This is a genomic window from Actinotalea solisilvae (assembly GCF_016464425.1).
Lineage (GTDB): Bacteria > Actinomycetota > Actinomycetes > Actinomycetales > Cellulomonadaceae > Actinotalea > Actinotalea solisilvae.
This window is the reverse complement of sequence record NZ_JADDKQ010000026.1, coordinates 1-22,781: the sequence shown is the minus strand read 5'-3', so window position 1 is coordinate 22,781 and position 22,781 is coordinate 1. Positions and strand designations below refer to the sequence as shown.

Sequence of the window (22,781 nt, the reverse complement as noted above, 5' to 3'; positions counted from 1 at the left end):
GGCGGCGCGGGGGCCCGCCGGGGGGGGGGGCCGCCCCCCGCCCCCCTCGGGGGGGGCCCTGGGGCCCCCCCCGCTTCTCGACGAGCGGGGCGGCAGGTGTGGCGGTCATCGGACGCTCACCTGCGGGTGCCGCACGGGCGTCAGTGCGCCTCGTGCTCGGTGCGCACGGCCTCGGCGTACTGCCGGCCGTTGTACGCGCCGCACGCGGGGCACGCCACGTGGGGCAGCTTGTTCGCCTTGCAGCGCGGGCACGTCGTGAGGGTCGCGGCGGTCGTCTTCCACTGCGACCGACGCGCACGGGTGTTGCTGCGCGACATCTTGCGCTTCGGAACAGCCACGGCTAGCTCTCTTTCGTGTCGTCGAACATGCTCTTCACCCGGTCGAGCTCAGCCCACCGGGGGTCCAGGACCTCGTGCGTGTGGTCCGCGTTCTCCGGGTCCGCCAGGCGCGCCCCGCACTCGGAGCACAGACCCGGGCAGTCCGGTGTGCAGACCGGCCGGAACGGCAGTGCCGGCACCACCGTGTCCCGCAGCGCGGGCTCGAGGTCGACGAGGTCGCCCTCCAGCTCGCGCACGTCCTCGTCCTCGTCGCCGTCCTCGACCGCGACGCGGGCGCGCTCAGGGTAGACGTACAGCTCCTGCACCTCGGCGTCGACGTCCTCGACGACCTCGGTCAGGCACCGCACGCACTCCCCGACGGCCCGGCCGCTGACGCTTCCGGACACCAGGATCCCCTCCATGACCGCCTCGAGCCTCAGGTCGAGGCGGAGGTCGGACCCGGCGGGGACGCCGATCACGGCGGTACCGAGATCCTCCGGCGCCGGGACGGTCCGCTGCTCGCGCCGCATGGTCCCCGGACGCCGACCGAGCTCGTGCGTGTCGAGCACGTACGGCGATCGGGGATCGGGGGTGAGCGGGCGCTCCACAGCGTCACGTCCTGGGTCGAGGGGTCTCGGTCCACGCCACGAGCGGCAGGACCAACGGGCAATGCTACGGCATCGCGGAGGGCCTCCCAAACGCGCGTCCGGCCCGCGCGTCGCCGCGCCGCACGCTCACATCTCGTCGTCGCCCAGGCGGTCGGCGAGCTTGGCGCGTCCGGCCTGGACCTGGGCGAGCACCTTGCCGAGGTCGATCTCGAAGTCCGCGAGGCGCCGGTCGCAGTAGTCGTCCGCGTCGCGACGCATCGCCGCCGCCGTGCGCTCGGCCTCGGCGACGATCTCGTCGGCACGCACGCGCGCGGCCACGACGACCTGCTCGGAGCTCACGAGCTCCTCGGCCCGCTCCCGCGCGGTCGCGATGACCTGCTCGGCCTGCCGCTGGGCGTCGGCGAGCACCTCGTCGGCGCCCGCGAGCACCTCGTCGGCCTGGGTGAGCTGCGTCGGCAGCACCGCGTAGGCCTGGTCGAGCAGCTCGAGCAGCTCGGCCCGGTTGACGAGCACCGAGGACGACATCGGCATCGCGCGCGCCGAGGTGACGGTCTGCTCGAGCGCCTCGAGGATGCCCGTCAGCCCCTCGGGCCGGTGCGGGTCGTCGAGGGCACCCGCCGCGTCGTGCGGGCCGCGGCCGTCGCGCTCGTCCGCGTCGGGGTACCGGGCGTCCGTCATCGTGCCTCCTGCGTCGTCGGGGCGGTCGTCCTGGGGCGGCGGGTCGTCGGGGTCGTCGCGGGCCGGGCTGCCGGACGCCGGCACGGGCGCGTCACGGCCGGGCCGCCAGACGCGCGCGGACCGCGTCGGCGACGCCGGGCGGCACGAGGTCGTCGATCGCCCCGCCGTGGCGCGCCACGTCCTTGACCAGCGACGACGCGATGTGGGCGACCGAGCGGTCGGCCGGCAGGAAGACGGTCTCGACGCCGCTGAGGTGGCGGTTCATGAGCGCCATGGGCAGCTCCGCGTCGTAGTCCGCGCCGTTGCGCAGGCCCTTGAGCAGGACCGTGGCCCCGACGTCGCGGCAGAAGTCGACGAGCAGTCCCGGCACCACGTCGACGCGCGCCCCCGGGATCCCGGCGACCGCGGCGCGCGCGAGCGAGACGCGCTCGTCGAGCGGGAGCAGGGGCCGCTTGGTCGCGTTGGTGGCGACCGCGAGCACGACCTCGTCGAAGAGGGCGGCGCCGCGCCGCACCACGTCGAGGTGGCCGAGCGTCACGGGGTCGTAGGAGCCGGGGCAGACGGCGACGGTCACGAAGCCACCCTAGGACCCGGCGCGCGTCAGGGCCCGGTGGTGGGCCCGGTGGTGGGCCCGGTGGTGGGCCCGGTGGTGGGCGCCGTGGTCGCCCCGGTGGTGGGCGCCGTCGTCGGCCCGGTGTCCGCCGGCGCGGCGTCGGCGAACCACAGGACCGTCTCCCCGTACCGCCGCTCGTCGGCGCGGACGAGCCCGGGCGGCCACGTCGGCTCCGGCGAGCGCGTCGAGCGCTCGACGACGACGACGCCCTGCGGGTCGAGCCTCGGGGCGAGCGCCTCGAGCACCGCGGCGAGGTCCGTCTCGCCGAGCTCGTAGGGCGGGTCGACGAGGGCCAGGTCGACCGGCTCGGACACGCGGCCGAGGTGGACGAGCACGCGCTCGGCCGCGACGCGCACGCCCGGCAGCCCGACGGCGGCGACGTTGCGCCGGCACACGTCGGCCGCGGCGCGCGCGGACTCCACGAGCACGACGCTCGCGGCACCACGGCTCGCGGCCTCGAGGCCGAGCGCGCCCGAGCCCGCGTAGAGGTCGAGGACGCGCGCGCCGTCGAGCACGTCGAGGTGCTCGAGCCGCGAGAACAGCGCCTCACGCACCCGGTCGCTCGTGGGGCGGGTGCCGCGGCCCGGCACCTGGAGCACCCGGCCGCCCGCCGTCCCCGCCACGATCCGCGTCACGGCCCCAGGGTAGGTGGCCCGGCCGCCGGGCCCGGCTCACGTGCGGTCGAGGAACTCCTCGCGCCGCGGGTCGAGCCACAGCTCGATCGCGTCGCGCAGCTGCGGCCACGCGCCCAGGTCCGGGTCCTGGGCGACGAGCGCGGCCGCGTCCTCGCGCGCCTGCGCGATGAGGTCGGCGTCCCGCACGACGCGGAGCATGCGCAGGGAGCTCGCCGCGCCGGACTGGGAGGCGCCGAGCACGTCGCCCTCGCGGCGCAGCTCGAGGTCGACCGTCGCGAGGCGGAACCCGTCGGTGGTCTCGGCGAGCGTGCGCACCCGGAGCTCCGCGTCCGTGCCCTCGGGCGCGTCCGAGACGAGCAGGCAGAGCCCGGGGGCCGACCCGCGGCCCACGCGCCCCCGCAGCTGGTGCAGCTGCGAGAGCCCGAAGCGGTCGGCGTCGAGCACGACCATCACCGTCGCGGCCGGGACGTCCACGCCGACCTCGATCACGGTGGTCGAGACGAGGACCTGGACCTGACCCGCGGCGAAGCGGTTCATGACGTCCTCCTTCTCGGCCGGGTGGAGGCGCCCGTGCAGCACGCCGACCGTGACGCCCGCGAGCGCAGGCATCGCGGCGAGCTCGGCGGCGACCTCCTCCACCGCGCGCAGCGGACGCCGCTCCTCGCCCCCGCCCGCCCCCGCGGCGGGGAGCAGGAGGTCGTCGTCGGGCGCCGTCGCGCGGGAGGCCGGGGCGTCGACCACGAGGTCCGCGTCGTCGTCCCCGGCGCGGCCGGCGTCGTCCGCGCTGATCCGCGGGCAGACGACGTACACGCGGTGGCCCGCGTCGACCTCCTCGCGCACGCGCCGCCAGGTCCGCTCGAGCCAGGCGGGCCTGCCCGCCGGCACGACGTGCGTCGTCACGCCCGCCCGCCCCGCCGGGACCTGCGTGAGGGTCGAGACCTCCAGGTCGCCGAACACCGTCATGGCGACCGTGCGCGGGATCGGCGTCGCGGTCATGACGAGCAGGTGCGGCGTCGTGCCCGCCTTGGCGCGCAGCGCGTCGCGCTGCTCGACGCCGAACCGGTGCTGCTCGTCGACCACCACGAGCCCGAGGTCCGCGAACTGCACCTTCTCGCCGAGCAGCGCGTGCGTGCCGACGACGATCCCGGCGCCGCCCGATGCGGCCTCGAGCAGGGCCTCGCGCCGCGCCGACGCGGACTGCGAGCCCGTGAGCAGGACGACGCGGGTCGCCCGCTCGGCCGCGCCGAGCATGCCCTCCTCGGCGAGCTCGCCGAGCAGCAGGCGCAGCGTGCGCAGGTGCTGCGACGCGAGCACCTCCGTGGGCGCGAGCAGCGCCGCCTGCCCGCCCGAGTCGACGACCTGGAGCATCGCGCGCAGCGCGACCACCGTCTTGCCCGAGCCGACCTCGCCCTGGAGCAGCCGCTGCATCGGCCGGGGGGCCGCGAGGTCCTCGGCGATCTGCCGGCCCACCTCGCGCTGGCCCTCGGTGAGCGCGAACGGGAGCCGCGCGTCGAAGGCGCCGAGGATGCCCTGGCCCCCGCGCGCCCCCGGCCGGGCGACGGCCTCCTGGCTCGCGACGAGCGCGCGCCGTCGGGCGAGCGCGGCCTGCAGGACGAAGGCCTCCTCGTAGCGCAGGCGGTGCCGGCCGCGGCGCCACTCCTCGTCGTCCGCGGGCAGGTGGACGTCGTGGAGCGTCTCGTGGAGGGTCCGCAGGCCGCGGCGCTCGCGCACGGGCGCGGGCAGCGGGTCGGGGACGTCCTCGGGCCGCAGCGGGTCGAGCACGGTGCGGACCGCGAGCGCGATGCGCCAGGTCGGGACGGCCGCCGACGCCGGGTAGATGGGGATGGGCTTGCTCGCCTCGACGAGCGCGGCCAGCTCGTCGTCGGCGTCGACGCCGACGATCTGGTAGTCCGGGTGCGTGAGCTGGAGCTCGCCGCGGTAGGCGCCCACGGTCCCGGTGAAGAGGCCGACCTTGCCGGGCACGAGCCGCGCCTCGTGCGCGCGGAGCACGCCCGAGCGCTTGGCGAAGAAGGTCAGGCTGAGGTCGCGGTGCCCGTCGGAGACGCGCGCCTGCAGCATCGCGCCGCCCCGCGACCGCATCTCGCGCACGGTCGCGCTGCGGACCTGCGCCATGACGGTGACGTGCTCGCCCACGACCATCGACGACAGGTCGGTCAGGCGGCCCGGCGCGGCGTACCGCCGCGGGTAGTGCCGCACGAGGTCGCCGACCGTGTGCAGCTCGAGCTTGGCGAGCGGGTTCGCGGTGCGCGGGCCGAGCAGCCGCTGGAGGGGGTCGCCGAGCCGCCCGGTCACTCGACGCCCACCGTGACGTCGGCGCCGGCCGTGCCCGCCGGCAGCACCACGACGTCCACCTCCGGGTGGGCGGCCGCGAGCCCGCGCACGACCTCGTCGGCGACGCCGGGAGCCGTGGCCGCGCCCGTGAGGACGGTCACCAGCCCGCCCCCGGCACGGAGCAGGTCGTCGGTCGCCGCGAGCACGGCACCAGCATGCCCGCCCCCACCGACAGCGCCCGGCGGGACCACCGCGGTGCGCACGCCTCGCACCGCGCGCACGAGGTCCGCGACGGCCTCGCCGGCCGGGCCGGGCGCGCCCGCCCCGTCCGCGCCGGCCGACGCGGCGAGCGTCGCCGCGCCCACGACCACCTGGACCTCGAGCAGCGCGTCGAGCACCACCGTGCGGGGCGCGTCCGGCCGGTCGTCGACGCCGTGCACCGCTCCCCCGGCCGCGCCCGCGAGCACGACGACGTCGAGCGCGCCGGTGTCGGCGACGGCGCGGCGCACGGCCCCGCCCGCCGACGAGCCGGGCAGGACGAGCACGACGACGGCGCCGGCCCGCGCCAGGTCGGCGACGAGCCCGGGCGCCGCGGTGACCGCGACCACGCCGACGACGGGCCGGTGGGCGCCGTGCACGCCCGACTGGCTCGCGAGGTGGCGCACGCGCACCTCGGAGGCCGTGCCGGCCACCGCGGCCGCGGCGACCGCGGCGACGGGGTCGTCCGTGTGCACGTGCGCCTGCCACAGCCCGTCGCCGCCCACGACGGCGACCGAGTCGCCCGTGCGCCCCAGGGCCTCGCGCAGGGCGTCCCCGGGGACGTCGGCGGCCGCCGCGCGGGTAGCGGCGGGCTCGGCGGCTCCGGCCGTCCGGTCGGCCTGGTCGGTCGCCTCGACCACGTACATGACCTCGAACTCGCCGCCGTGCCGCTCGCGCAGCGCGTCGGGGGTGGCGCCCGGCTCGGCGACGAGGGTGTGCCCGGCGGCGGCGTCGCAGCCGGACCCGCCCGCGGCGCGGGGCCCGGTGGCCGGGGCGGTCCCGAGGTCCACGCCGACGCCGGGACCGCCGGCGCGGGCGGGGTCGAGGCACGCGAGGAGGGCGCCCAGCACCACCAGGAGGCCCGCTCCCCCGGCGTCCAGCACGCCCGCCCGCTCCAGCGCGGGGAGCTGCGTGGGGGTGAGCGCGAGCGCGCCGCGGCCCGCCTCGAGCCCGGCCGCGAGCACGTCCACGGGGGCGGCGGCGGCGCGGGGGCCCCGGGCGCCCGGGGGGGGGGCCCGGCGCGCGCCCGCGCGCGCGACCGTGAGGACGGTGCCCTCGACCGGTGCGCCGACCGCGCGGTAGGCGGCGCCGGAGGCGTCGTCGAGCGCGCGCGCCACCGCCCCGGCGCCCACGTGCGCCGCGGCGGCGTCGGCGGGCACCCTCAGGCTCCCCACCAGGCCCCTGAGGTACTCGCTGACGATGACGCCCGAGCTGCCGCGCGCCCCCACGAGCGCCCCGCGCAGCATCACGCGCGCGGCCTCGCGCACGCCGACGTCCGGGCCCAGCGCGCCGACCGCGTCGGCAGCCTCCGCGAGGGTGAGCGCGAGGTTGGTGCCCGTGTCGCCGTCGGGCACGGGGAAGACGTTGAGCAGGTCGAGCTCGGCGCTCGCGCCCCGCAGCGCGGCGGCGGCACCGGCGGACCAGGCGCGCAGGAGCGCCGCGTCGACGGTCACCGTCGTCGCCACCGCACCTCCCGCCTCTGCGTGCCGGTCCGGGCCCGTACCCTCGTCGAGCCCGTCCCCCGTGTCGCGCCCGTCACGCCGGCGACGCGCCTCGCGCGTTTGGGCGGGGGTCCGCGATCGGCTACCCTATCGAGGTTGCCCGGCCACGCCCGGGCACCGAGCGCGCGTCCCGCCGGCCTCCCGAGGTCGGCCACGGCGGGGCTCGGACCACATGACTTCGTCGCCACCACCGGTCCGGTGAGCGCGCGGCGTGCACTGACGAATCAGGAGAGAGAACGTGGCTGCCAACTGCGACGTCTGCGGCAAGGGCCCGGGCTTCGGGCACAGCATCTCGCACTCCCACCGCCGCACCAAGCGTCGTTGGAACCCGAACATCCAGCGGGTGCGTGCCGTCGTGGCGGGTGCGCCCAAGCGCCTGCACGTGTGCACGTCGTGCCTCAAGGCCGGCAAGGTGCAGCGCACCGCCTGAGCCCTGCGCACCACGGCCGCGCGACCGGCCGCACCGACGCCCGCGGACCTCTCGGTCCGCGGGCGCCGTCGTCCCCACCGGGACCGGCCGGACGTCACCAAGGACGCCCAAAGAGCCACCCATGGCCTGGCATCCCGGACGGGTGTCATGGCAGGGTGGCCGCCATGGTGGAAGACCTGCACGAGGTGGCCATCCGGCCCGCGACCGTCGCCGACGCGGACCGCATCGCGGAGGTCCACGTGGCCTCCCTGCGCGAGGCGTACAAGGGGGTCGTCTCCGACGAGTACCTCGGCGGGCTGGACGTCCGGGCCCGCGCCGCGACCTGGCGCGACCGGCTCACCACGCCCGCGCCGGACACGACGATCTGGGTCGCCGTCGAGGACGGCACCGTCGTCGGGTTCGCCTCGCTCGGCCCGAGCCTCGACGAGGACGCCGAGCGCACCACGCTCCAGATCTACACGATCTACCTCGAGCCGCGCGCCTGGGGGCAGGGCATCGCGCGCGAGCTCATGCGCACCGTGCTCGGCGCCGTCCCGGGCGGCGTCACCGTGACGCTCTGGGTGCTCGAGGCCAACCAGCGGGCCGCGCACTTCTACCGGCGCAACGGCTTCACGCGCGACGGCGTCGAACGCATCGAGGAGATCGGCGGCCAGCAGTTCACCGAGGTGCGGTACCGCCGCGGCTGACCGTCAGCCGGCGAAGTGGTCCCACCCGGTGGGGCCGGTGTGCTCGGCTCCCCCGACCGTGACGCGCCCCGGCGCGCCCTGGGCGTCGAGCACGCGACCGCACGCGCGGAACGGGGGCGGCAGTGCGGCCCCGGGCGGGAACGTCGCGAGCAGCCCGTGGTCCTCGCCACCCGCGAGCACCCAGGCGGCGGCGTCCGCACCGAGCAGCGCCGCGGCGGGCTCGAGCGCCGCCAGGTCCGCCGGGAAGGCCGACCCCGGGACGTCGAGGTCGAGCGCGACGCCGCTCGCGCGCGCGAGCCGCCCTGCGTCGCGCAGCAGGCCGTCGGACACGTCGAGCATCGCGGTCGCACCCGCGCGCGCGGCGAGCGGCCCGGCCGCGAGGGGGGACGTGGGCCGGCGGTAGGCGTCGACGAGGGCCTCGAGAGCGGCGTCCGCGCCCGCACCGGTCCCCGCGCCCGTCCCGCCGGCGCCGGACGGCCCCACGGCGCCGGCGCGCAGCAGCGCGAGGCCGGCGGCCGACCGCCCGCGCACGCCCGCGTGCGCGACGACGTCGCCCGGGCGGGCACCGGACCGGCGCACAGGCGCCCGTCCCTCGAGGTCTCCGTGCACCGTCACGGCGACGACGACCTCGGCGCCGCCCGACAGGTCGCCCCCCACGACGCCGACCTCCGGCCCGCACGCGGCCGCGAGGCCGCGCGCGAGGCCGAGCACCCAGTCCACCGGGAGGTCGCCCGGCATGACGAGCCCGACCACGAGCGCCGTGGGACGTGCCCCCATGGCCGCGACGTCGGCGAGGTTCTGCACGGCCGCGCGGTGGCCGACGTCGTCCCCGGTCGACCAGTCGCGACGGAAGTGGCGGTGCTCGACGAGGAGGTCGGTCGAGACGACGACGCGCCCGTCCGGGCTCGCGACGACGGCGGCGTCGTCGCCCGGACCGAGCAGCGTCGCCGCGCCCGGCGGGAGGAGGGGGAACACGAGCGCGAGGAGCCCGTCCTCGCCGAGGTCGGCCACGGTCGGGGCGGGGGTCTGCACGCGGTCACGGTACCGACCGGACGCCCGGCGGTCCGGCGGGCGGGGCCCCACGGCCGGTCGGGAGGGCCGCGCCCGGCCGTTACGGTGGGCCGGTGACCCCGACCTCCGCACGCGTCCGGCGCGGCGCCACCGCGGTCGCGTCGCTCGCCGTGGTGGCCGCGCTCGGCGCGTGCTCCTCGCCGGTGGTCGTGCCGGCCGGCCCCGACGCGGCCGACCCGCTGTGCGCCAGCGTCGTCCTCGCCGTGCCGGACGAGCTCGCGGGCATGCCGCGGCTCGACACGAGCAGCCAGGCCACGACCGCGTGGGGCGACCGCGCCGCGCCCGTCGTCCTGCGCTGCGGGGTCGAGCCGCCCGCCCCGACGACGGACCCGTGCGTCGACGCCGACGACGGCACGACGCAGGTGGACTGGGTCGCCGTCGCCGGGCCCGAGGACGCCACCGGCGCGGCACCGTGGACGTTCGTCACCTACGGCCGGGACCCCGCCGTCGAGGTCCGCGTCCCCGCGGAGGTCACCTCGTCCCGCTCGACGTCGTTCCTGCTCGACCTCGGCGCGGCCGTGAGCCTCGTGGAGCAGACGCGCGAGTGCCTCTGAGCCGCCGCCTGCCCGCACCTCGCGGCTGGCTAGGATCGGCCGCGAGCACCTCGACGAAGGGACCTGGCGTGACGACCGACTTCGACCGTGTGGCGGTGATCGCCGGAGGGCTCTCGAACGAGCGCGAGGTGTCGATGCGCTCGGGCCGCCGAGCGCTCTACGCGCTCTCGGAGGCCGGGATCGACGCGGTGCTCTACGACGCCGACGAGACGCTGCTCGACCGGCTCGCGAACGACCGGATCGACGCCGCGTACATCGCCGTCCACGGCGCGAGCGGCGAGGACGGCTCCCTGCAGACCGCGCTCGAGCTCGCGGGCGTGCCCTACGTCGGCTCGCCGGCCGCGTCGTGCCACCTCGCGTGGGACAAGGTCGTCGCGAAGGTGCTCATGTCGCGTGCGGGCCTCGCGACGCCGCCGTGGGTCGCGATCTCCGCGCGCTCGTTCCGCGAGCTCTCGCCCGCCCAGCTCGTCCGCTCCGTGACCGACCGCCTCGGCCTTCCCGTCGTCGTCAAGCCCGCGACCAGCGGGTCGACCCTGGGCATGAGCCTGGTCGAGGAGGCCGCGGACCTGCCCGCCGCGCTCGTGCGGTGCTTCACCTTCGGCGACGTCGCCCTCATCGAGCGGTACGTCGCGGGCCAGACGATCGAGACGGTCGTCGTGGAGGACGAGACGCCGACCGCCCTGCCCCCCGCCGCGTTCCAGAACCCCGACGTGTCGCCGTTCTCCTTCGAGGCGCGCTACAGCGCCGACCTCATCACGGTCGCGCTCCCGGCCCCGCTGCCCGACGAGGCGCTCGCCGCGGCCGCGCGGGCCGCCGAGCTGACCCACCGCGTCCTCGGTCTGCGCGACCTCTCGCGCACCGACGCGATCGTCGACGACGAGGGCACGCCGTGGTTCCTCGAGGCGGCCATCTCGCCCGGCCTCACCGAGACGTCGGTGCTGCCGCTCGCGGCGGCCGAGGTCGGCCGGCCGCTCGGCCACCTGCTGCTCGACCTGCTGCGCAAGGCGCACCAGCGGGCCGGCGTCACGACGGGCTGACCCAGCGCCGGCCCCGCGGGCGTGCCCGCAGGGCCGGTCGACGCGTCCGGACGGGGCCGCGCGTCAGGCGCGCGGGCCGTCCAGCCCGACCAGCTTGCCGCTGATCCCACCCGCGGCACGCAGGGCCGCGCCCGAGCCGAAGCCGCTCGCGACGGCCGGGACGCCCGCGTCGCGCGCCTCGAGGAGCGCGTCGCGCAGCACGTCGGCCGCCGGTCGCGTGCCCGCCCACAGGTAGAGCGAGAGCGCACCCGGCACGGAGTTGACCTCGTTCACGACGAGCTCGTGGGTCTGCGGCTGGTAGAGGAAGTCGACGCGCACGACGCCCGTGAGGCGCGTCGCGACGGCCACCCGTCGGGCGAGCTCCTGGGCCCGGGCGGTGACCTCGTCGGGCACCTGGGCGGGGAACTCGCGCGGGGCGCTCGTGAGGCCCGCGTCCTCGCCGCCCGCCCCGGCCAGGTACTTCTCCGCGTAGGAGTAGACGCCGTCGCCGCCGCGCAGGGGCCGCTCGAGGGGCGTGACCTCGAGCGTCGGGGCCGTCCGGAACGAGACGTTGAGGTCCACGAGGTCGGACCGGAAGGGCTCGACGACGGCGCCCTGGCGCAGGTGCGCGCTCGTGCGCGCGAGCACGCGCGCGGCCGCGAGGTCGTCGACGATCTCGATGCCGATGGACGAGCCGCCGTAGCGCGGCTTGACGATGTAGGGGCCGTCGAAGCCGGGGTCGACGTCGGCGTCGAGCGCGGCACGCGGGAGCGTCGGGACTCCCGCCGCAGCCATGACGCCGCCGAACGCGAGCTTGTCCATGCCGAGCGCCGACGCGTAGAGCGACGAACCCGTCGCGGGCAGGCCCACGAGCGCCGCCAGCGCCGCGAAGCCGCCCCCCTCGCCCAGGCCGCCGTGGAGGCAGCTGAGGGCCGCCTCGAGCTCGAGCCGCTCCGAGCGCAGGCGCCCCTTGACGAAGAGGCCCGGGTCGGCGCCGAGGCGGATCTCGACGGGCCGCGAGCCCGCCGGAGCGCCCTCGAGGTAGTCCTTGGCCTCGGTGCCCTGCGGGACCACGGACCAGGCGCCGGTCGGACCCCAGTACAGCGAGACGACCTGCTCACCGGCCCGCGTGAGCACCCGCTCGGCCTGGAGCCCGGTCAGGATGGAGATCTCGTGCTCCGGGGACGGACCTCCGAACACCACAGCCCAGGTCATGCATCCTCATCTCGTCGTCGGGGGGACGCGTGCGGTCCCGCTCGCCGGCTCGTCGCCGGCCGTGCTCGCTGCCGCCCCGTCAGGGCGCGCAGGTCACGGGTAGTGGTCCGGCAGGTCGTTCTCGTAGAGTACGACGCCGTTCGCGCCCGCCGCGGACGTCGCGAGCGGCACCGCCGCAGGCCGCGCGTCGACGACGTCGACCGTCCCCTGCGCCCGCGCCGCACCCTCGACGAGCGCCGCCCGGTTGGTCCGGCCGACGACGACGAGGTGCGCGCCCGCCTCGGCGGCGGCCTGCGCGAAGTCGGCGTTGCGCGTGCGCTGCACGTGCCCCAGCTCGACGATCCCGGGCGTGACCACGACCAGGCGGCCTCCCCGCCCGCGCGCGAGCGCGGCGGCCTCGTCGAGCGCGGCGCGGGCGCCGATCGGGTTGGCGTTGTAGGTGTCGTCGACGACGACGAGACCCGAGCCCGTGTCCTGCACCTCGGCCCGGTGGGCCGCGCGCGGGAGCGACCGCAGACGCGGCTCCGTCTTCGTGACGTCGGCACCCACCGCGAGCGCGACCCCCACGGCGACGCCCAGGTTGACGCCGTGCGCGACGCCCGGGCCGACGTGGAGCGTGACGGGACCCTCGGGCGTGCGCGCGAGCACGGTCCCGCCCGCGAGGTCGACGACGACGTCGGCGTCCCGTCCCTCGACGGAGACGGTCACGACCTGCTTGCCGGCCGCCCGGCAGCGCTCGGCGAGCGCGGCGAGCTCGGGGGTGTCGACGGGCAGGACGACGGCGCGCGCGCGCTCCGTGATCTCGGACTTCGCCCGCAGGATCGTCTCGTGCGTGCGCATGCGCTCGAGGTGCGCCTCGCCGATGGTCGTGATGACCGCGACGTCGGGCGGGAACAGCTCGCACAGCTCGCGGATCTCGCCGGGGCCGTACGTGCCCATCTCGGCGACGAAGACCTCGGTGCCCTCGACGAGCGCGTCGTTGACGGCGCGCGAGAGCCCGAGCCGGTTGTTGAAGCTCGCGGGCGAGGCGACCACGGCCGTCGTCGCGCTGAGCAGGTGGGCGATGTAGCCCTTGGTGGACGTCTTGCCGTAGGAGCCCGTGATGGCCACGACCTGCGGCCGGATCCGGGCGAGGCGGCGCTGGGCCTGGGCGACGAACGGCGCCGAGAGACGGCGCTCGACGCGCTCCATGACGGCCATGGCGACGTCGAGCAGCAGGGGCGCGCCGACGACCGCGAGCGCCGCGGCGCCAGGCCCCAGGAGCAGGACGAGCAATGCGCCCACGACGAGCTCGAGCGCGAGCCAGCCGATCGCGAGGCGGCGCAGGCGGGCCGTCCAGCTCAGCGACGACGTGCGGCCCCGGATGCCCAACCCGCGCGGCAGGAGGACCGCGAGGGCGAGTGCGGGCACCGCGGCGAGCTCGAGGCCGGGGACGCACGCGACGACGGCGAGCAGCGCCGCGAGCGCGGCGAGCACGAGGTCGGTGCGCGACCGCGAGAGCCACAGGGCCGCGATCGTGCCGACGCGGCCGCCGATGTAGTGCTCGCGCTGGCCCACGCGCAGCCAGCGCAGCCCGACGGGCGCGAGCGCGGCGAGGGCGAGGAGCGCGAGGACCGGGGTGAGCACGGTCTGGTCCCTCATGCGGCGCCGCCGGCGAGGCGAGCGTGCACGGCGTCCCGGACCGCGCCCTCGAGCGCGCCCTCGAGCAGGTGACCGGCGCCCGGCACCACGGTGAGGCTCGCTCCCGGCAGGAGCTCCGCGGCGAGGCGGGCGCCCGCGAGCGGGGCGGCGTCGTCGAGCTCGCCCCAGACGAGGTCGACCGGCACGCCTGAGGCGGCCACGCGTGCCAGGTCCTCGCGGTAGTCCTCCCCGACGACGCGGACGAGCACGCCCCGCAGGACGCCCTGCGCCGCCTGGTAGTCGGCGGACCCGCCGCTGCGGCGCAGCCGGTCGACGACAACAGACGGCAGGACGTGGGCGGCGTGGAGCCGCTTGGCCACGCGCAGCGCGAGGCGCGGGCGTGGCGGCGGCGTGGCGCGGACGAGCGGGACACCCGTGAGGACGAGCGCGGCGACGAGGTCGGGGCGGCGGGCGGCGAGCCGCACGGCGACGCGCCCCCCGAAGGAGTGGGCCACGACGACGGCGGGCCGGGTGTCGCCGAGACCGTCGAGCGCCGCGGCGAGGTGCTCGGCGTACTCGACGCTCCCCCACGCCTCGGGCGGCGGGGCCGTCGGTCCGAAGCCGGGCAGGTGGACCGCGAGGCCGTCGGTGCCGTCGAGGACGCGCGCGAAGTCGGCGCCGGACCGGCCCCAGCCGTGCAGCGCGAGGACGCGCGCGGGAGACCCGCCGACCCGGTCGGCGAGCACGTCCCCCGCCAAGACCGTCAGCACGCGGACGAGGCTAGCACCGCAGGTGCGGGCGTTCGCGCCGACGCGGGCCGGCCCCCGTCGGCGGCCGCGGACGCCCCCGGGACGGCGTCCGGCACGCGGCTACCCTCGACTCGTGAGCGACCTGCGCGACGACCGTCCGTCCCCCTCCGGCCACCCGGGCGCCGCGCCCGCGACACTCGCCGTCACGGCCGGCCGGCCCCCGCGCGTCCAGGGCGGTCCCGTGAACGCCCCGGTGGTGCTCTCCTCGACCTACGTCTCGACGGGCACGCCGGGCCCGGGCGAGCTGCTGTACACGCGCAACGGCACCGAGACCTGGGGCCCGTTCGAGGACGCGCTCGCGGTGCTCGAGCGCGCGGCGCTGCCGGCGCTCGTCTACGGCTCCGGCATGGCCGCGATCGCGGCCGCGTTCGCGCTCGTCGAGCCCGGCGCGCGCGTCGTCCTGCCGCGGCACGCCTACCAGATCAGCCTCGCGCTCGCCGACGAGCTGTCGAAGCGCAGCGGGCTGCGGGTCACGACGGTCGACATCGCCGACACCGACGCCGTGCTGGCCGCGGTGCGGGGCGACGGCGGCAGCGACGGCGGCGACGGCGCGGACGCCCAAGGCGAGCCCGCGGCCCTGCTGTGGGTCGAGTCCCCGACCAACCCCATGCTCGAGGTGGCCGACCTCCCGGCCCTCGTCGCGGGCGCGCACGCCGCGGGGGCGCTCGTCGTCGTCGACAACACGTTCGCGACGCCGCTGGCCCAGCGGCCCCTCGAGCGGGGCGCGGACGTCGTCGTGCACTCGGTGACGAAGTACCTCGCGGGGCACTCCGACGTCGTGCTCGGGGCCGCGGTGACGTCCGACCCGGTGCTGCGCGAGCGCCTCGCGGCCCACCGGACCCTGCACGGCGCGATCGCGGGTCCGTGGGAGGTGTGGCTCGCCCTGCGCGGCCTGCGCACGCTCGCGCTGCGCGTCGAGCGGTCCCAGCACAACGCCGCCGTCCTCGCCGAGCGCCTCGCGACGCACCTCGCCGTCGCGGAGGTCCGGCACCCGAGCCTGGCGAGCGACCCGGGCCACGAGCGGGCGACGCGCCTGCTCGACGGGTACGGCTCGATCCTCGGCGTCCGCCCGCGCGGAGGGGCCGCCGCCGCCGACGCGGTGGTCGACGCCGTGCGGCTGTGGCTGCCCGCGACGAGCCTCGGCGGCGTCGAGTCGAGCCTCGAGCGGCGACGCCGGTTCCCGACCGAGTCCGTGACGGTCCCCGAGGACCTGCTGCGGCTGTCCGTCGGCATCGAGGACGTCGAGGACCTGTGGGCCGACCTCGCGCAGGCGCTCGACCGGGCGGCCGCGGGCACCGACCCGCGGTAGGCGCGGGCCGGCACGCGGCGCCTGCCTCAGAGGCCCTCGGCCTTGTGCGGGCGCGCGAGGAGCAGCTGGGCCATGCGGTCGACGGGCAGGCCGTCGTGCAGCACGGCGACGACGGCGGCCGTGATCGGCATCTCCACGCCCACGGTGCCCGCGAGCTCGAGCACCGACGTCGAGGACTTCACGCCCTCGGCGGTGCCGCCCGTCGCCGCGACCGCCTCGGCGAGGCTCATGCCCTGCCCGATGTGCACGCCCAGCGTGTGGTTGCGCGAGAGCGGGGACGCGCACGTGGCCACGAGGTCGCCCATGCCCGCGAGCCCGGCGAACGTCTCGGCGTCGGCACCGAGCGCGAGCCCGAGGCGGGTGATCTCGACCAGGCCCCGCGTGATCACGGTGGCCATGGTGTTGTGCCCGAAGCCGCGACCCTGGGCGATGCCCACCGCGACGGCGATGACGTTCTTCACGGCGCCGCACAGCTCGACGCCGACGACGTCCGTGTTCGTGTAGGGCCGGAAGTAGGCCGACGCGCAGGCCTGGGCGACGCGCTGCGCCGTCGCCTCGCTCGTGGACGCGACCACGGTCGCCGTGGGCTGGCGCGCGGCGATCTCGCGCGCGAGGTTGGGCCCCGAGACCACCGCGACCCGCTCGTCGGGCAGGCGCAGCGCGTGCGCGACCACCTCGCTCATGCGGCGGTCCGAGCTCAGCTCGACGCCCTTCATGAGCGAGACCACGACGGCGTCCGGCTCGACGAGGTCGGCGAACGGCTGAAGGGTGCGTCCCGCGGTCTGGGCGGGGACGGCCACCGCGACGACGTCGGCCCCGCGCAGCGCGAGTGCCGCGTCGGTCGTCGCGCGGACGCCGTCGGGCAGGCGGATCCCCGGCAGGTAGGCCTCGTTGGTGTGCCGTGCCGCGATCTCCGCGCAGACCTCGGCGCGGCGGCCCCAGAGCGTGACGTCGCACCCGGCGTCGGCGAGCACGGCCGCGAACGTCGTGCCCCAGCTGCCGGTGCCGAGGACCGCGGCGCGCGTCGGGGCGACGGCGGCGCCGCTCACCGCGACTCCCCCGGCGGGCGGCGCCAGACGAACCGCTCCGCCGGGGCACTCTCGCCGCGGACCTCCTCGAGCAGGGCCGTGATGGCGGCCATGACGCGCTCGGTCGCCTCGCGGAGCACGGCCGAGTCCTGCGGGCGGCCGTAGAGGTCGGAGAGGTCCACGGGCGGCCCCGCGACCACCGTGATCCTCTTGCGCGGGAAGGGCTTGAGGACCTTCGAGTACCGACCCAGGAGGTCCTGCGGACCCCACTGCGCGATCGGCACGACGGGCGCCCGCGTGGTGAGCGCGAGGCGCGCGACGCCGGTCTTGCCCGCCATGGGCCACAGGTCGGGCTCGCGCGTGAGCGTCCCCTCGGGGAAGACGGCGACGCACTCGCCGTCCGCGAGCGCCTCGATCGCCGCGGCGAGCGACCGCCCGGCGTCGACCGTGTTGCGGTGGACCGGGATCTGGCCGCTCGCGCGCAACAGGCTGCCGACGACGGGCACCGAGAAGAGCGACGCCTTGGCGAGGATCTTCGGCGCGATGCCGTTGTCGTAGAGGAAGTGCGCGAAGGTCAGCGGGTCCACGTTGGTCATGTGGTTCGCGGCCGCGATGAAGCCGCCCTCGTGCCGCAGGTTCTCGGTGCCGCGCCAGTCGCGCGCCGTGATCGCGAGCAGGAGCGGACGGACGACGCGCGCGATGTTGCGGTACGCGCGGTTGGAACGCTCGGGTGCCGGCACGGGAGCCGATGCTACCCGCGCCGGCGCGCCCGGCTCCCCCGCGTCCGGCCGGCCCGGACCGGCGGCGTCAGCTGCGGTCGAACTCCGCGCCCAGCGCCGTGAGCTTGTCGGTGAAGTGCTCGTACCCGCGGTCGATGAGGTCGATCCCGCGCACGGCCGAGACGCCCTTGGCGGTGAGGGCCGCGATGAGGTGGCTGAAGCCGCCGCGCAGGTCCGGCACCTCGATGTCCGCGGCCGCGAGCGGCGTCGGGCCCGAGATGACGGCCGAGTGGTAGAAGTTCCGCTGCCCGAAGCGGCACGGGTGCCCGCCGAGGCACTCGCGGTACACCTGGATCGTCGCGCCCATGCCGACGAGCGCGTCGGTGAAGCCGAAGCGGTTCTCGTAGACCGTCTCGTGGACGATCGACAGGCCCTTGGCCTGCGTGAGCGCGACGACGAGCGGCTGCTGCCAGTCCGTCATGAAGCCCGGGTGGACGTCGGTCTCGAGCACGATCGAGCGCAGGTCGCCGCCCGGGTGGAAGAACCGGATGCCGTCGTCCTGCACCTCGAACTCGCCGCCGACCTTCCGGAAGGTGTTGAGGAAGGTCGTCATCTCGGGCTGCGTCGCGCCGCGGACCGTGATGTCCCCCGTGGTCGCGAGCGCGGCCGAGGCCCACGACGCCGCCTCGATGCGGTCCGAGAGCGCGGTGTGCCGGTAGCCCGACAGGCGCGGGACGCCCTCGATGCGGATGACGCGGTCGGTGTCGACCGAGATGATCGCGCCCATCTTCTGGAGCACGTTGATGAGGTCGAGGATCTCGGGCTCGATCGCCGCGTTGGACAGCTCGGTGAGGCCCTCCGCCCGGACGGCCGTGAGGAGCAGCTGCTCGGTGGCGCCCACGCTCGGGTACGGCAGGGCGACCTTGGTGCCGTGCAGGCCGCGCGGCGCCCGGATGTGGATGCCCTGCTCGCGCTTCTCCACCACCGCGCCGAACTGGCGCAGGATGTCGAGGTGGTAGTTGATCGGCCGGTCGCCGATCCGGCAGCCACCGAGGTCGGGGATGAACGCCTCGCCCAGGCGGTGCAGGAGCGGTCCGCAGAAGAGGATCGGGATCCGGCTCGAGCCCGCGTGCGCGTCGATGTCGGCCACGTGCGCCGACTCGACGTTGCTCGGGTCGAGCGTGAGGACGCCCGCCTGCGCGTCCGACGTCACCGAGACGCCGTGGAGCTCGAGCAGGCCCGTGACGACGCCGACGTCACGGATCACCGGGACGTTGCGCAGCTCGCTCGGGCCCTCGCCCAGGAGCGCGGCGACCATGGCCTTCGAGACGAAGTTCTTCGCGCCGCGGACGGTGATCTCGCCGGCGAGCGGGGTGCCGCCGTGGATGTGGAGGACGTCAGACATGCGCCTATGGTCGCCTACCCGCGGGGGTACGTCACGCCAGCGGTCCACGGGGTGTCGGAGGTCACGCCTACCGTTCCGCTCAGGGCGCAGCGCGGCGCGCGGGTCGAGCGACGGGGGCAGGTGGGCGCGATGAGGTTCGGGTTCGTGGGCAGCTACGGGACCGTGCACGAGGTGGTGCGGATGGCGCAGGAGGCGGAGGCGCACGGCTGGGACGGCTTCTTCACCTGGGACGGCATCAGCATCGGGCCGGTCGACACGTGGGACCCGTGGACGCTGCTCGGTGCGGTCGCGACGCGGACGAGCACGATCCGGCTCGGCGCCATGATCTTCCCGCTGGCGCGGCGCCGGCCGTGGAAGGTGGCGCGCGAGGCGCTCACCGTCGACCACCTGTCGGGCGGGCGCCTCGTGCTCCCGGTCGGCCTCGGCGTCTCGCTCGACGGCGGGTTCGGCAAGGTCAACGGCGAGGCGCAGACCAACCGCGAGCGCGCCGAGCGGCTCGACGAGGCGCTCGCGATCCTCGAGCACGCGGCGACCGGCGAGCCGTTCTCGCACCACGGCACGCACTACCAGGTCGAGGACCTCGTGATCGCACCTCGACCGGTGCAGCAGCCGCGCATCCCCGTCTGGCCCGTCGCGGCCGTGGGGTACCCCCGGTCGATGGGCCGGGCGGCCCGCTGGGACGGCGCCGTGCTGCAGCTGTCCGGCACCGAGGACGAGCCGGCGGCCGCCGAGGTCGCCCGGGCCGCTGCGTGGCTCCGGCACCGCAGGGACGAGCTGCGGGCGCAGGGCGAGGCCGTCCCCGGGACGTTCGACGTCGTCCAGCACGGCGTCCTCCCGACCGACCCGGGAGCGGCGCGGGCGCACGTCGCCGAGCTCGAGGAGGCCGGGGCGACCTGGTGGGTCGAGTCCCGCTGGGACGCCGCGACGGCGACCCCCGAGGCGCTGCTCGCAGCGATCCGCCAGGGGCCGCCGCGCTGAGCGGCGTCGCGCGGCTCAGACGAGCGCGTCGTCCCCCGTCGGGAGCACCGGGCGCGCGGCCACGATCTCGACGGGCGGGAGGTGCTTGGCGGGGAGCGTGCGCGGGCGCCACGGCTCGCGGGTCGCCTCGAACGCCGTGATCTCCGCCTCGTGCTGGAGCGTGAGGCCGATGTCGTCCAGGCCCTCCATGAGGCGCCAGCGCGTGTAGTCGTCGACCTGGAACGGCACGGTGACGTCCGCGCAGTGCACGAGCTTCGCCGCGAGGTCGACCGTCACCTCGGTGCCCGGCACCGTCTCGAGCACCTTCCAGATGAGCTCGACGTCCTCCTGCGCGAGCTGCGCGGCGAGAAGCCCCTGCTTGCCCGAGTTGCCGCGGAAGATGTCGGCGAAGCGCGCAGAGAGGACGGCGCGGAAGCCGTAGTCCTTGAGGGCCCACACGGCGTGCTCGCGCGAGGAGCCCGTGCCGAAGTCCGGGCCCGCGACGAGCACGGACCCCGCGCGGTACGCGTCCTGGTTGAGCACGAACTCGGGGTCCCCACGCCAGGCCGCGAACAGGGCGTCCTCGAAGCCGGTCCGCGTGACGCGCTTGAGGTAGACGGCCGGGATGATCTGGTCCGTGTCGACGTTGCTGCGGCGCAGCGGCACGCCCACCCCGGTGTGCTGGCTGAACTTCTCCATGGTCGTTCTCCTGTCCGGGGTGTCTCAGGCGTGCTGCAGGTCGGCGTCGGTCAGCGGGCTGCCGTCCGGCGGGACGACGTCGTCGCCCAGGTCCGCGATCGACGAGAGCGTGCCGCGGATCGCCGTCGCCGCCGCGACCAGCGGCGAGACGAGGTGCGTCCGGCCGCCCTTGCCCTGGCGCCCCTCGAAGTTGCGGTTCGACGTCGACGCGCTGCGCTCCCCCGGCGCGAGCTGGTCGGGGTTCATGCCGAGGCACATCGAGCAGCCGGCGTTGCGCCACTCGGCCCCGAAGTCGAGGAAGATCTGGTCCAGCCCCTCGGCCTCGGCCTGCAGCCGCACCCGGGCCGACGACGGCACGACGAGCACGCGGACCGAGTCGGCCTTCTTCTTGCCGCGGACGACCTTGGCCACGGACCGCAGGTCCTCGATCCGGCCGTTCGTGCACGAGCCGATGAAGACCGTGTCGACCGGGATGTCGCGCAGCGGCGTGCCGGGCACGAGGCCCATGTACTCGAGCGCACGCTCGGCCGCGACGCGCTCGTTCTCGTCGGCGATCTCCGCCGGCACGGGCACCCGCGCGGAGAGCGGCAGGCCCTGGCCCGGGTTGGTGCCCCAGGTGACGAACGGCTCGAGGTCGGACGCCTCGAGGACCACCTCGGCGTCGAAGACGGCGTCGTCGTCCGTGCGCAGGGTGCGCCAGTAGTCCACCGCGGCGTCCCAGTCGGCGCCCTCGGGCGCGTGCGGGCGGCCCCGGAGGTACTCGAACGTGATCTCGTCCGGCGCGATCATCCCGGCGCGCGCGCCGGCCTCGATCGACATGTTGCAGATCGTCATGCGCGCCTCCATGGAGAGCGCGCGGATCGCCTCGCCGCGGTACTCCAGGACGTAGCCCTGGCCGCCGCCGGTCCCGATCTTGGCGATGATCGCGAGGATGATGTCCTTCGACGTCGTCCCGGGCGGCAGCGTGCCGTCCACGGTGATCGCCATCGTCTTGAAGGGCGCCAGCGGCAGCGTCTGCGTCGCGAGCACGTGCTCGACCTCGCTCGTGCCGATGCCGAACGCGAGGGCGCCGAACGCACCGTGCGTCGAGGTGTGCGAGTCGCCGCACACGACCGTGAGGCCGGGCATCGTCAGGCCGAGCTGGGGGCCGACCTGGTGCACGATCCCCTGGTCCGCGTCCCCGAGGGAGTGCAGCCGGACCCCGAACTCGACGGCGTTGTTGCGCAGCGTCTGGATCTGCGTGCGGCTCGTGAGGTCCGCGATGGGCCGGTCGATGTCGAGCGTCGGCGTGTTGTGGTCCTCGGTCGCGATCGTGAGGTCCGGGCGGCGCACGGGCCGCCCCGCGAGCCGGAGACCCTCGAAGGCCTGCGGGCTGGTGACCTCGTGCACCAGGTGCAGGTCGATGTAGAGGAGGTCGGGGGCCCCGTCGGTGCCACGGCGCACGATGTGCGCGTCCCAGACCTTCTCCGCCAGCGTGCCGGCCATGTCGCGTTCCTCTCAGCTGTCCCCCGGACGAGGGGTCCGGGACCCATTTCGGCCCGCCTACTTGCGTCTCAGTGTCCGAGACGCCAATATCGACCTATGGACAACTCTAGCGGAGTCGGCGTGCTGGACAAGGCCGCCTCGGTCCTCAGCGCACTGGAGGCGGGGCCGGCGACCCTCGCCCAGCTGGTCGCTGCGACCCATCTTGCCCGACCGACGGCCCACCGACTGGCGGTCGCGCTCGAGCACCACCGCCTCGTCGCGCGGGACATGCAGGGCCGCTTCGTGCTCGGCCCCCGCCTGTCGGAGCTCAGCACCGCGGCCGGCGAGGACCGTCTGCTCGCCGCCGCCAACCCCGTGCTCGCCGCGCTGCGCGACCACTGCGGCGAGAGCGCCCAGCTCTACCGCCGCCAGGGCGACCAGCGCATCTGCGTCGCGGCCGCCGAGCGGCCCATCGGCCTGCGGGACTCGATCCCCGTCGGCGCGACCCTGACGATGCAGGCCGGCTCGGCCGCCCAGATCCTCCTCGCGTGGGAGGAGCCGGACCGCCTGCACCGGGGGCTCCAGGGCGCCAAGTTCACCGCCACGATCCTCTCGGGCGTGCGACGCCGCGGCTGGGCGCAGTCCGTCTCGGAGCGCGAGGCCGGCGTCGCCTCGGTGTCCGCGCCGGTGCGCGGGCCCTCGGGCCGCGTGGTCGCCGCCGTGTCGATCTCGGGCCCCGTCGAGCGGCTCAGCCGCCAGCCCGGACGCCTGCACGCGGGCGCCGTCGTCGCGGCCGCCAACCGCCTCACCGAGGTCCTGCGCCGCACGGGCGACTGACGCCCCTCCGCGCCCGCCCCGACGCCGGGCCGCCCCGTCCCGCCCGCCCGTCGTCGAGG

23 protein-coding genes are annotated in these 22,781 nt (G+C 76.4%); 7 read left to right on the top strand and 16 right to left on the bottom strand.

Annotated elements, in window-relative coordinates; genetic code table 11:
• Positions 1 to 140: 140 nt before the first annotated feature.
• From rpmF to JIG38_RS18125, 7 genes are all read right to left on the bottom strand, one after another.
• The gene (gene rpmF, locus JIG38_RS18155; RefSeq protein ID WP_199425127.1) at positions 141 to 338 is read right to left on the bottom strand and encodes a 50S ribosomal protein L32; all 198 of its coding nucleotides are present in this window, start codon (positions 336 to 338) and stop codon (positions 141 to 143) included.
• A 2-nt stretch (positions 339 to 340) separates the two neighbouring features.
• Positions 341 to 886 (bottom strand): YceD family protein, encoded by a 546-nt coding sequence (locus JIG38_RS18150; RefSeq protein ID WP_372419994.1) that lies wholly within the window; start codon positions 884 to 886, stop codon positions 341 to 343.
• 165 nt (positions 887 to 1,051) lie between these two features.
• Positions 1,052 to 1,603 carry an ATP synthase subunit B family protein gene (locus JIG38_RS18145; RefSeq protein ID WP_233405237.1) on the bottom strand — a complete coding sequence of 184 codons (552 nt, stop codon included), beginning with the start codon at positions 1,601 to 1,603 and terminating at the stop codon, positions 1,052 to 1,054.
• A 91-nt stretch (positions 1,604 to 1,694) separates the two neighbouring features.
• Entirely contained in the window at positions 1,695 to 2,177 is a 483-nt protein-coding gene (coaD, locus tag JIG38_RS18140) for a pantetheine-phosphate adenylyltransferase (protein ID WP_199425125.1), read from the bottom strand.
• A 26-nt stretch (positions 2,178 to 2,203) separates the two neighbouring features.
• Entirely contained in the window at positions 2,204 to 2,851 is a 648-nt protein-coding gene (gene rsmD / locus JIG38_RS18135; protein ID WP_199425124.1) for a 16S rRNA (guanine(966)-N(2))-methyltransferase RsmD, read from the bottom strand.
• 36 nt (positions 2,852 to 2,887) lie between these two features.
• Positions 2,888 to 5,164 (bottom strand): ATP-dependent DNA helicase RecG, encoded by a 2,277-nt coding sequence (locus JIG38_RS18130; RefSeq protein WP_199425123.1) that lies wholly within the window; start codon positions 5,162 to 5,164, stop codon positions 2,888 to 2,890.
• Positions 5,161 to 6,867: a DAK2 domain-containing protein gene (locus tag JIG38_RS18125; protein WP_199425122.1), complete on the bottom strand. Its 1,707-nt coding sequence runs from the start codon at positions 6,865 to 6,867 to the stop codon at positions 5,161 to 5,163. Before JIG38_RS18125 ends, JIG38_RS18130 begins: the two co-directional genes overlap by 4 nt.
• Positions 6,868 to 7,141: 274 nt before the next feature.
• On the opposite strand from JIG38_RS18125, the gene rpmB reads away from it, so the two are divergent.
• Both rpmB and JIG38_RS18115 read left to right on the top strand, forming a co-directional pair.
• Positions 7,142 to 7,333 (top strand): 50S ribosomal protein L28, encoded by a 192-nt coding sequence (gene rpmB / locus JIG38_RS18120; RefSeq protein WP_199425121.1) that lies wholly within the window; start codon positions 7,142 to 7,144, stop codon positions 7,331 to 7,333.
• A 164-nt stretch (positions 7,334 to 7,497) separates the two neighbouring features.
• Positions 7,498 to 8,019, top strand: a complete 522-nt coding sequence (locus JIG38_RS18115) for a GNAT family N-acetyltransferase (protein WP_199425120.1) — start codon at positions 7,498 to 7,500, stop codon at positions 8,017 to 8,019.
• Between the two features lie 3 nt (positions 8,020 to 8,022).
• Here JIG38_RS18115 and JIG38_RS18110 read toward each other — a convergent pair whose 3' ends face one another.
• Entirely contained in the window at positions 8,023 to 9,051 is a 1,029-nt protein-coding gene (locus JIG38_RS18110; protein ID WP_199425119.1) for a thiamine-phosphate kinase, read from the bottom strand.
• A gap of 92 nt (positions 9,052 to 9,143) precedes the next feature.
• On the opposite strand from JIG38_RS18110, the gene JIG38_RS18105 reads away from it, so the two are divergent.
• Both JIG38_RS18105 and JIG38_RS18100 read left to right on the top strand, forming a co-directional pair.
• Positions 9,144 to 9,644, top strand: coding sequence for a DUF3515 family protein (locus JIG38_RS18105; protein WP_199425118.1), 501 nt, complete (start codon positions 9,144 to 9,146; stop codon positions 9,642 to 9,644).
• A gap of 68 nt (positions 9,645 to 9,712) precedes the next feature.
• Positions 9,713 to 10,681, top strand: coding sequence for a D-alanine--D-alanine ligase family protein (locus JIG38_RS18100; protein ID WP_199425117.1), 969 nt, complete (start codon positions 9,713 to 9,715; stop codon positions 10,679 to 10,681).
• Between the two features lie 63 nt (positions 10,682 to 10,744).
• Here the strand turns inward: JIG38_RS18100 and JIG38_RS18095 are convergent, their stop codons facing one another.
• The 3 genes from JIG38_RS18095 to JIG38_RS18085 all read right to left on the bottom strand — a co-directional run bounded on the left by JIG38_RS18095 (position 10,745) and on the right by JIG38_RS18085 (position 14,265).
• A complete protein-coding gene (locus tag JIG38_RS18095; protein ID WP_199425116.1) occupies positions 10,745 to 11,875 on the bottom strand; it encodes a D-alanine--D-alanine ligase family protein in 1,131 nt (376 codons plus the stop codon).
• Between the two features lie 93 nt (positions 11,876 to 11,968).
• Complete coding sequence (locus JIG38_RS18090) at positions 11,969 to 13,516, bottom strand: Mur ligase family protein (RefSeq protein ID WP_199425115.1); 1,548 nt, start codon at positions 13,514 to 13,516, stop codon at positions 11,969 to 11,971.
• Entirely contained in the window at positions 13,513 to 14,265 is a 753-nt protein-coding gene (locus JIG38_RS18085; protein WP_199425114.1) for an alpha/beta fold hydrolase, read from the bottom strand. The genes JIG38_RS18090 and JIG38_RS18085 overlap by 4 nt, the downstream gene beginning before the upstream one ends.
• A 112-nt stretch (positions 14,266 to 14,377) precedes the next feature.
• Between JIG38_RS18085 and JIG38_RS18080 the strand changes: the two genes are divergently transcribed.
• Positions 14,378 to 15,613, top strand: coding sequence for a trans-sulfuration enzyme family protein (locus JIG38_RS18080; protein WP_307845020.1), 1,236 nt, complete (start codon positions 14,378 to 14,380; stop codon positions 15,611 to 15,613).
• A gap of 26 nt (positions 15,614 to 15,639) precedes the next feature.
• On the opposite strand, the gene JIG38_RS18075 is transcribed toward JIG38_RS18080, so the two are convergent.
• The 3 genes from JIG38_RS18075 to murA form a co-directional block, all read right to left on the bottom strand.
• Entirely contained in the window at positions 15,640 to 16,662 is a 1,023-nt protein-coding gene (locus tag JIG38_RS18075; RefSeq protein ID WP_199425113.1) for an NAD(P)H-dependent glycerol-3-phosphate dehydrogenase, read from the bottom strand.
• A complete protein-coding gene (locus JIG38_RS18070; protein WP_199425112.1) occupies positions 16,659 to 17,381 on the bottom strand; it encodes a lysophospholipid acyltransferase family protein in 723 nt (240 codons plus the stop codon). The genes JIG38_RS18075 and JIG38_RS18070 overlap by 4 nt, the downstream gene beginning before the upstream one ends.
• Before the next feature lie 67 nt (positions 17,382 to 17,448).
• On the bottom strand, positions 17,449 to 18,765 hold the full coding sequence (gene murA / locus JIG38_RS18065) for a UDP-N-acetylglucosamine 1-carboxyvinyltransferase (RefSeq protein WP_199425111.1): 1,317 nt from the start codon (positions 18,763 to 18,765) through the stop codon (positions 17,449 to 17,451).
• 129 nt (positions 18,766 to 18,894) lie between these two features.
• Between murA and JIG38_RS18060 the strand changes: the two genes are divergently transcribed.
• Complete coding sequence (locus JIG38_RS18060) at positions 18,895 to 19,743, top strand: LLM class flavin-dependent oxidoreductase (protein WP_199425110.1); 849 nt, start codon at positions 18,895 to 18,897, stop codon at positions 19,741 to 19,743.
• A 15-nt stretch (positions 19,744 to 19,758) separates the two neighbouring features.
• Here the strand turns inward: JIG38_RS18060 and leuD are convergent, their stop codons facing one another.
• Both leuD and leuC read right to left on the bottom strand, forming a co-directional pair.
• Positions 19,759 to 20,421 (bottom strand): 3-isopropylmalate dehydratase small subunit, encoded by a 663-nt coding sequence (gene leuD, locus JIG38_RS18055; protein WP_199425109.1) that lies wholly within the window; start codon positions 20,419 to 20,421, stop codon positions 19,759 to 19,761.
• Positions 20,422 to 20,445: 24 nt separating this feature from the next.
• Positions 20,446 to 21,906 (bottom strand): 3-isopropylmalate dehydratase large subunit, encoded by a 1,461-nt coding sequence (gene leuC / locus JIG38_RS18050; protein WP_199425108.1) that lies wholly within the window; start codon positions 21,904 to 21,906, stop codon positions 20,446 to 20,448.
• Between the two features lie 96 nt (positions 21,907 to 22,002).
• Here leuC and JIG38_RS18045 point away from each other — a divergent pair, with 96 nt between their 5' ends.
• Positions 22,003 to 22,722 (top strand): IclR family transcriptional regulator, encoded by a 720-nt coding sequence (locus JIG38_RS18045; protein ID WP_199425107.1) that lies wholly within the window; start codon positions 22,003 to 22,005, stop codon positions 22,720 to 22,722.
• Positions 22,723 to 22,781 lie beyond the last annotated feature (59 nt).

Bases quoted from the DNA above. Each gene is read 5' to 3' on its own strand.
- murA (WP_199425111.1), bottom strand. From the start codon at position 18,765: ATGTCTGACGTCCTCCACATCCACGGCGGCACCCCGCTCGCCGGCGAG.
- JIG38_RS18060 (WP_199425110.1), top strand. From the start codon at position 18,895: ATGAGGTTCGGGTTCGTGGGCAGCTACGGGACCGTGCACGAGGTGGTG.
- JIG38_RS18145 (WP_233405237.1), bottom strand. From the start codon at position 1,603: ATGACGGACGCCCGGTACCCCGACGCGGACGAGCGCGACGGCCGCGGC.
- JIG38_RS18095 (WP_199425116.1), bottom strand. From the start codon at position 11,875: ATGACCTGGGCTGTGGTGTTCGGAGGTCCGTCCCCGGAGCACGAGATC.
- leuC (WP_199425108.1), bottom strand. From the start codon at position 21,906: ATGGCCGGCACGCTGGCGGAGAAGGTCTGGGACGCGCACATCGTGCGC.
- JIG38_RS18115 (WP_199425120.1), top strand. From the start codon at position 7,498: ATGGTGGAAGACCTGCACGAGGTGGCCATCCGGCCCGCGACCGTCGCC.
- leuD (WP_199425109.1), bottom strand. From the start codon at position 20,421: ATGGAGAAGTTCAGCCAGCACACCGGGGTGGGCGTGCCGCTGCGCCGC.
- JIG38_RS18090 (WP_199425115.1), bottom strand. From the start codon at position 13,516: ATGAGGGACCAGACCGTGCTCACCCCGGTCCTCGCGCTCCTCGCCCTC.
- JIG38_RS18045 (WP_199425107.1), top strand. From the start codon at position 22,003: ATGGACAACTCTAGCGGAGTCGGCGTGCTGGACAAGGCCGCCTCGGTC.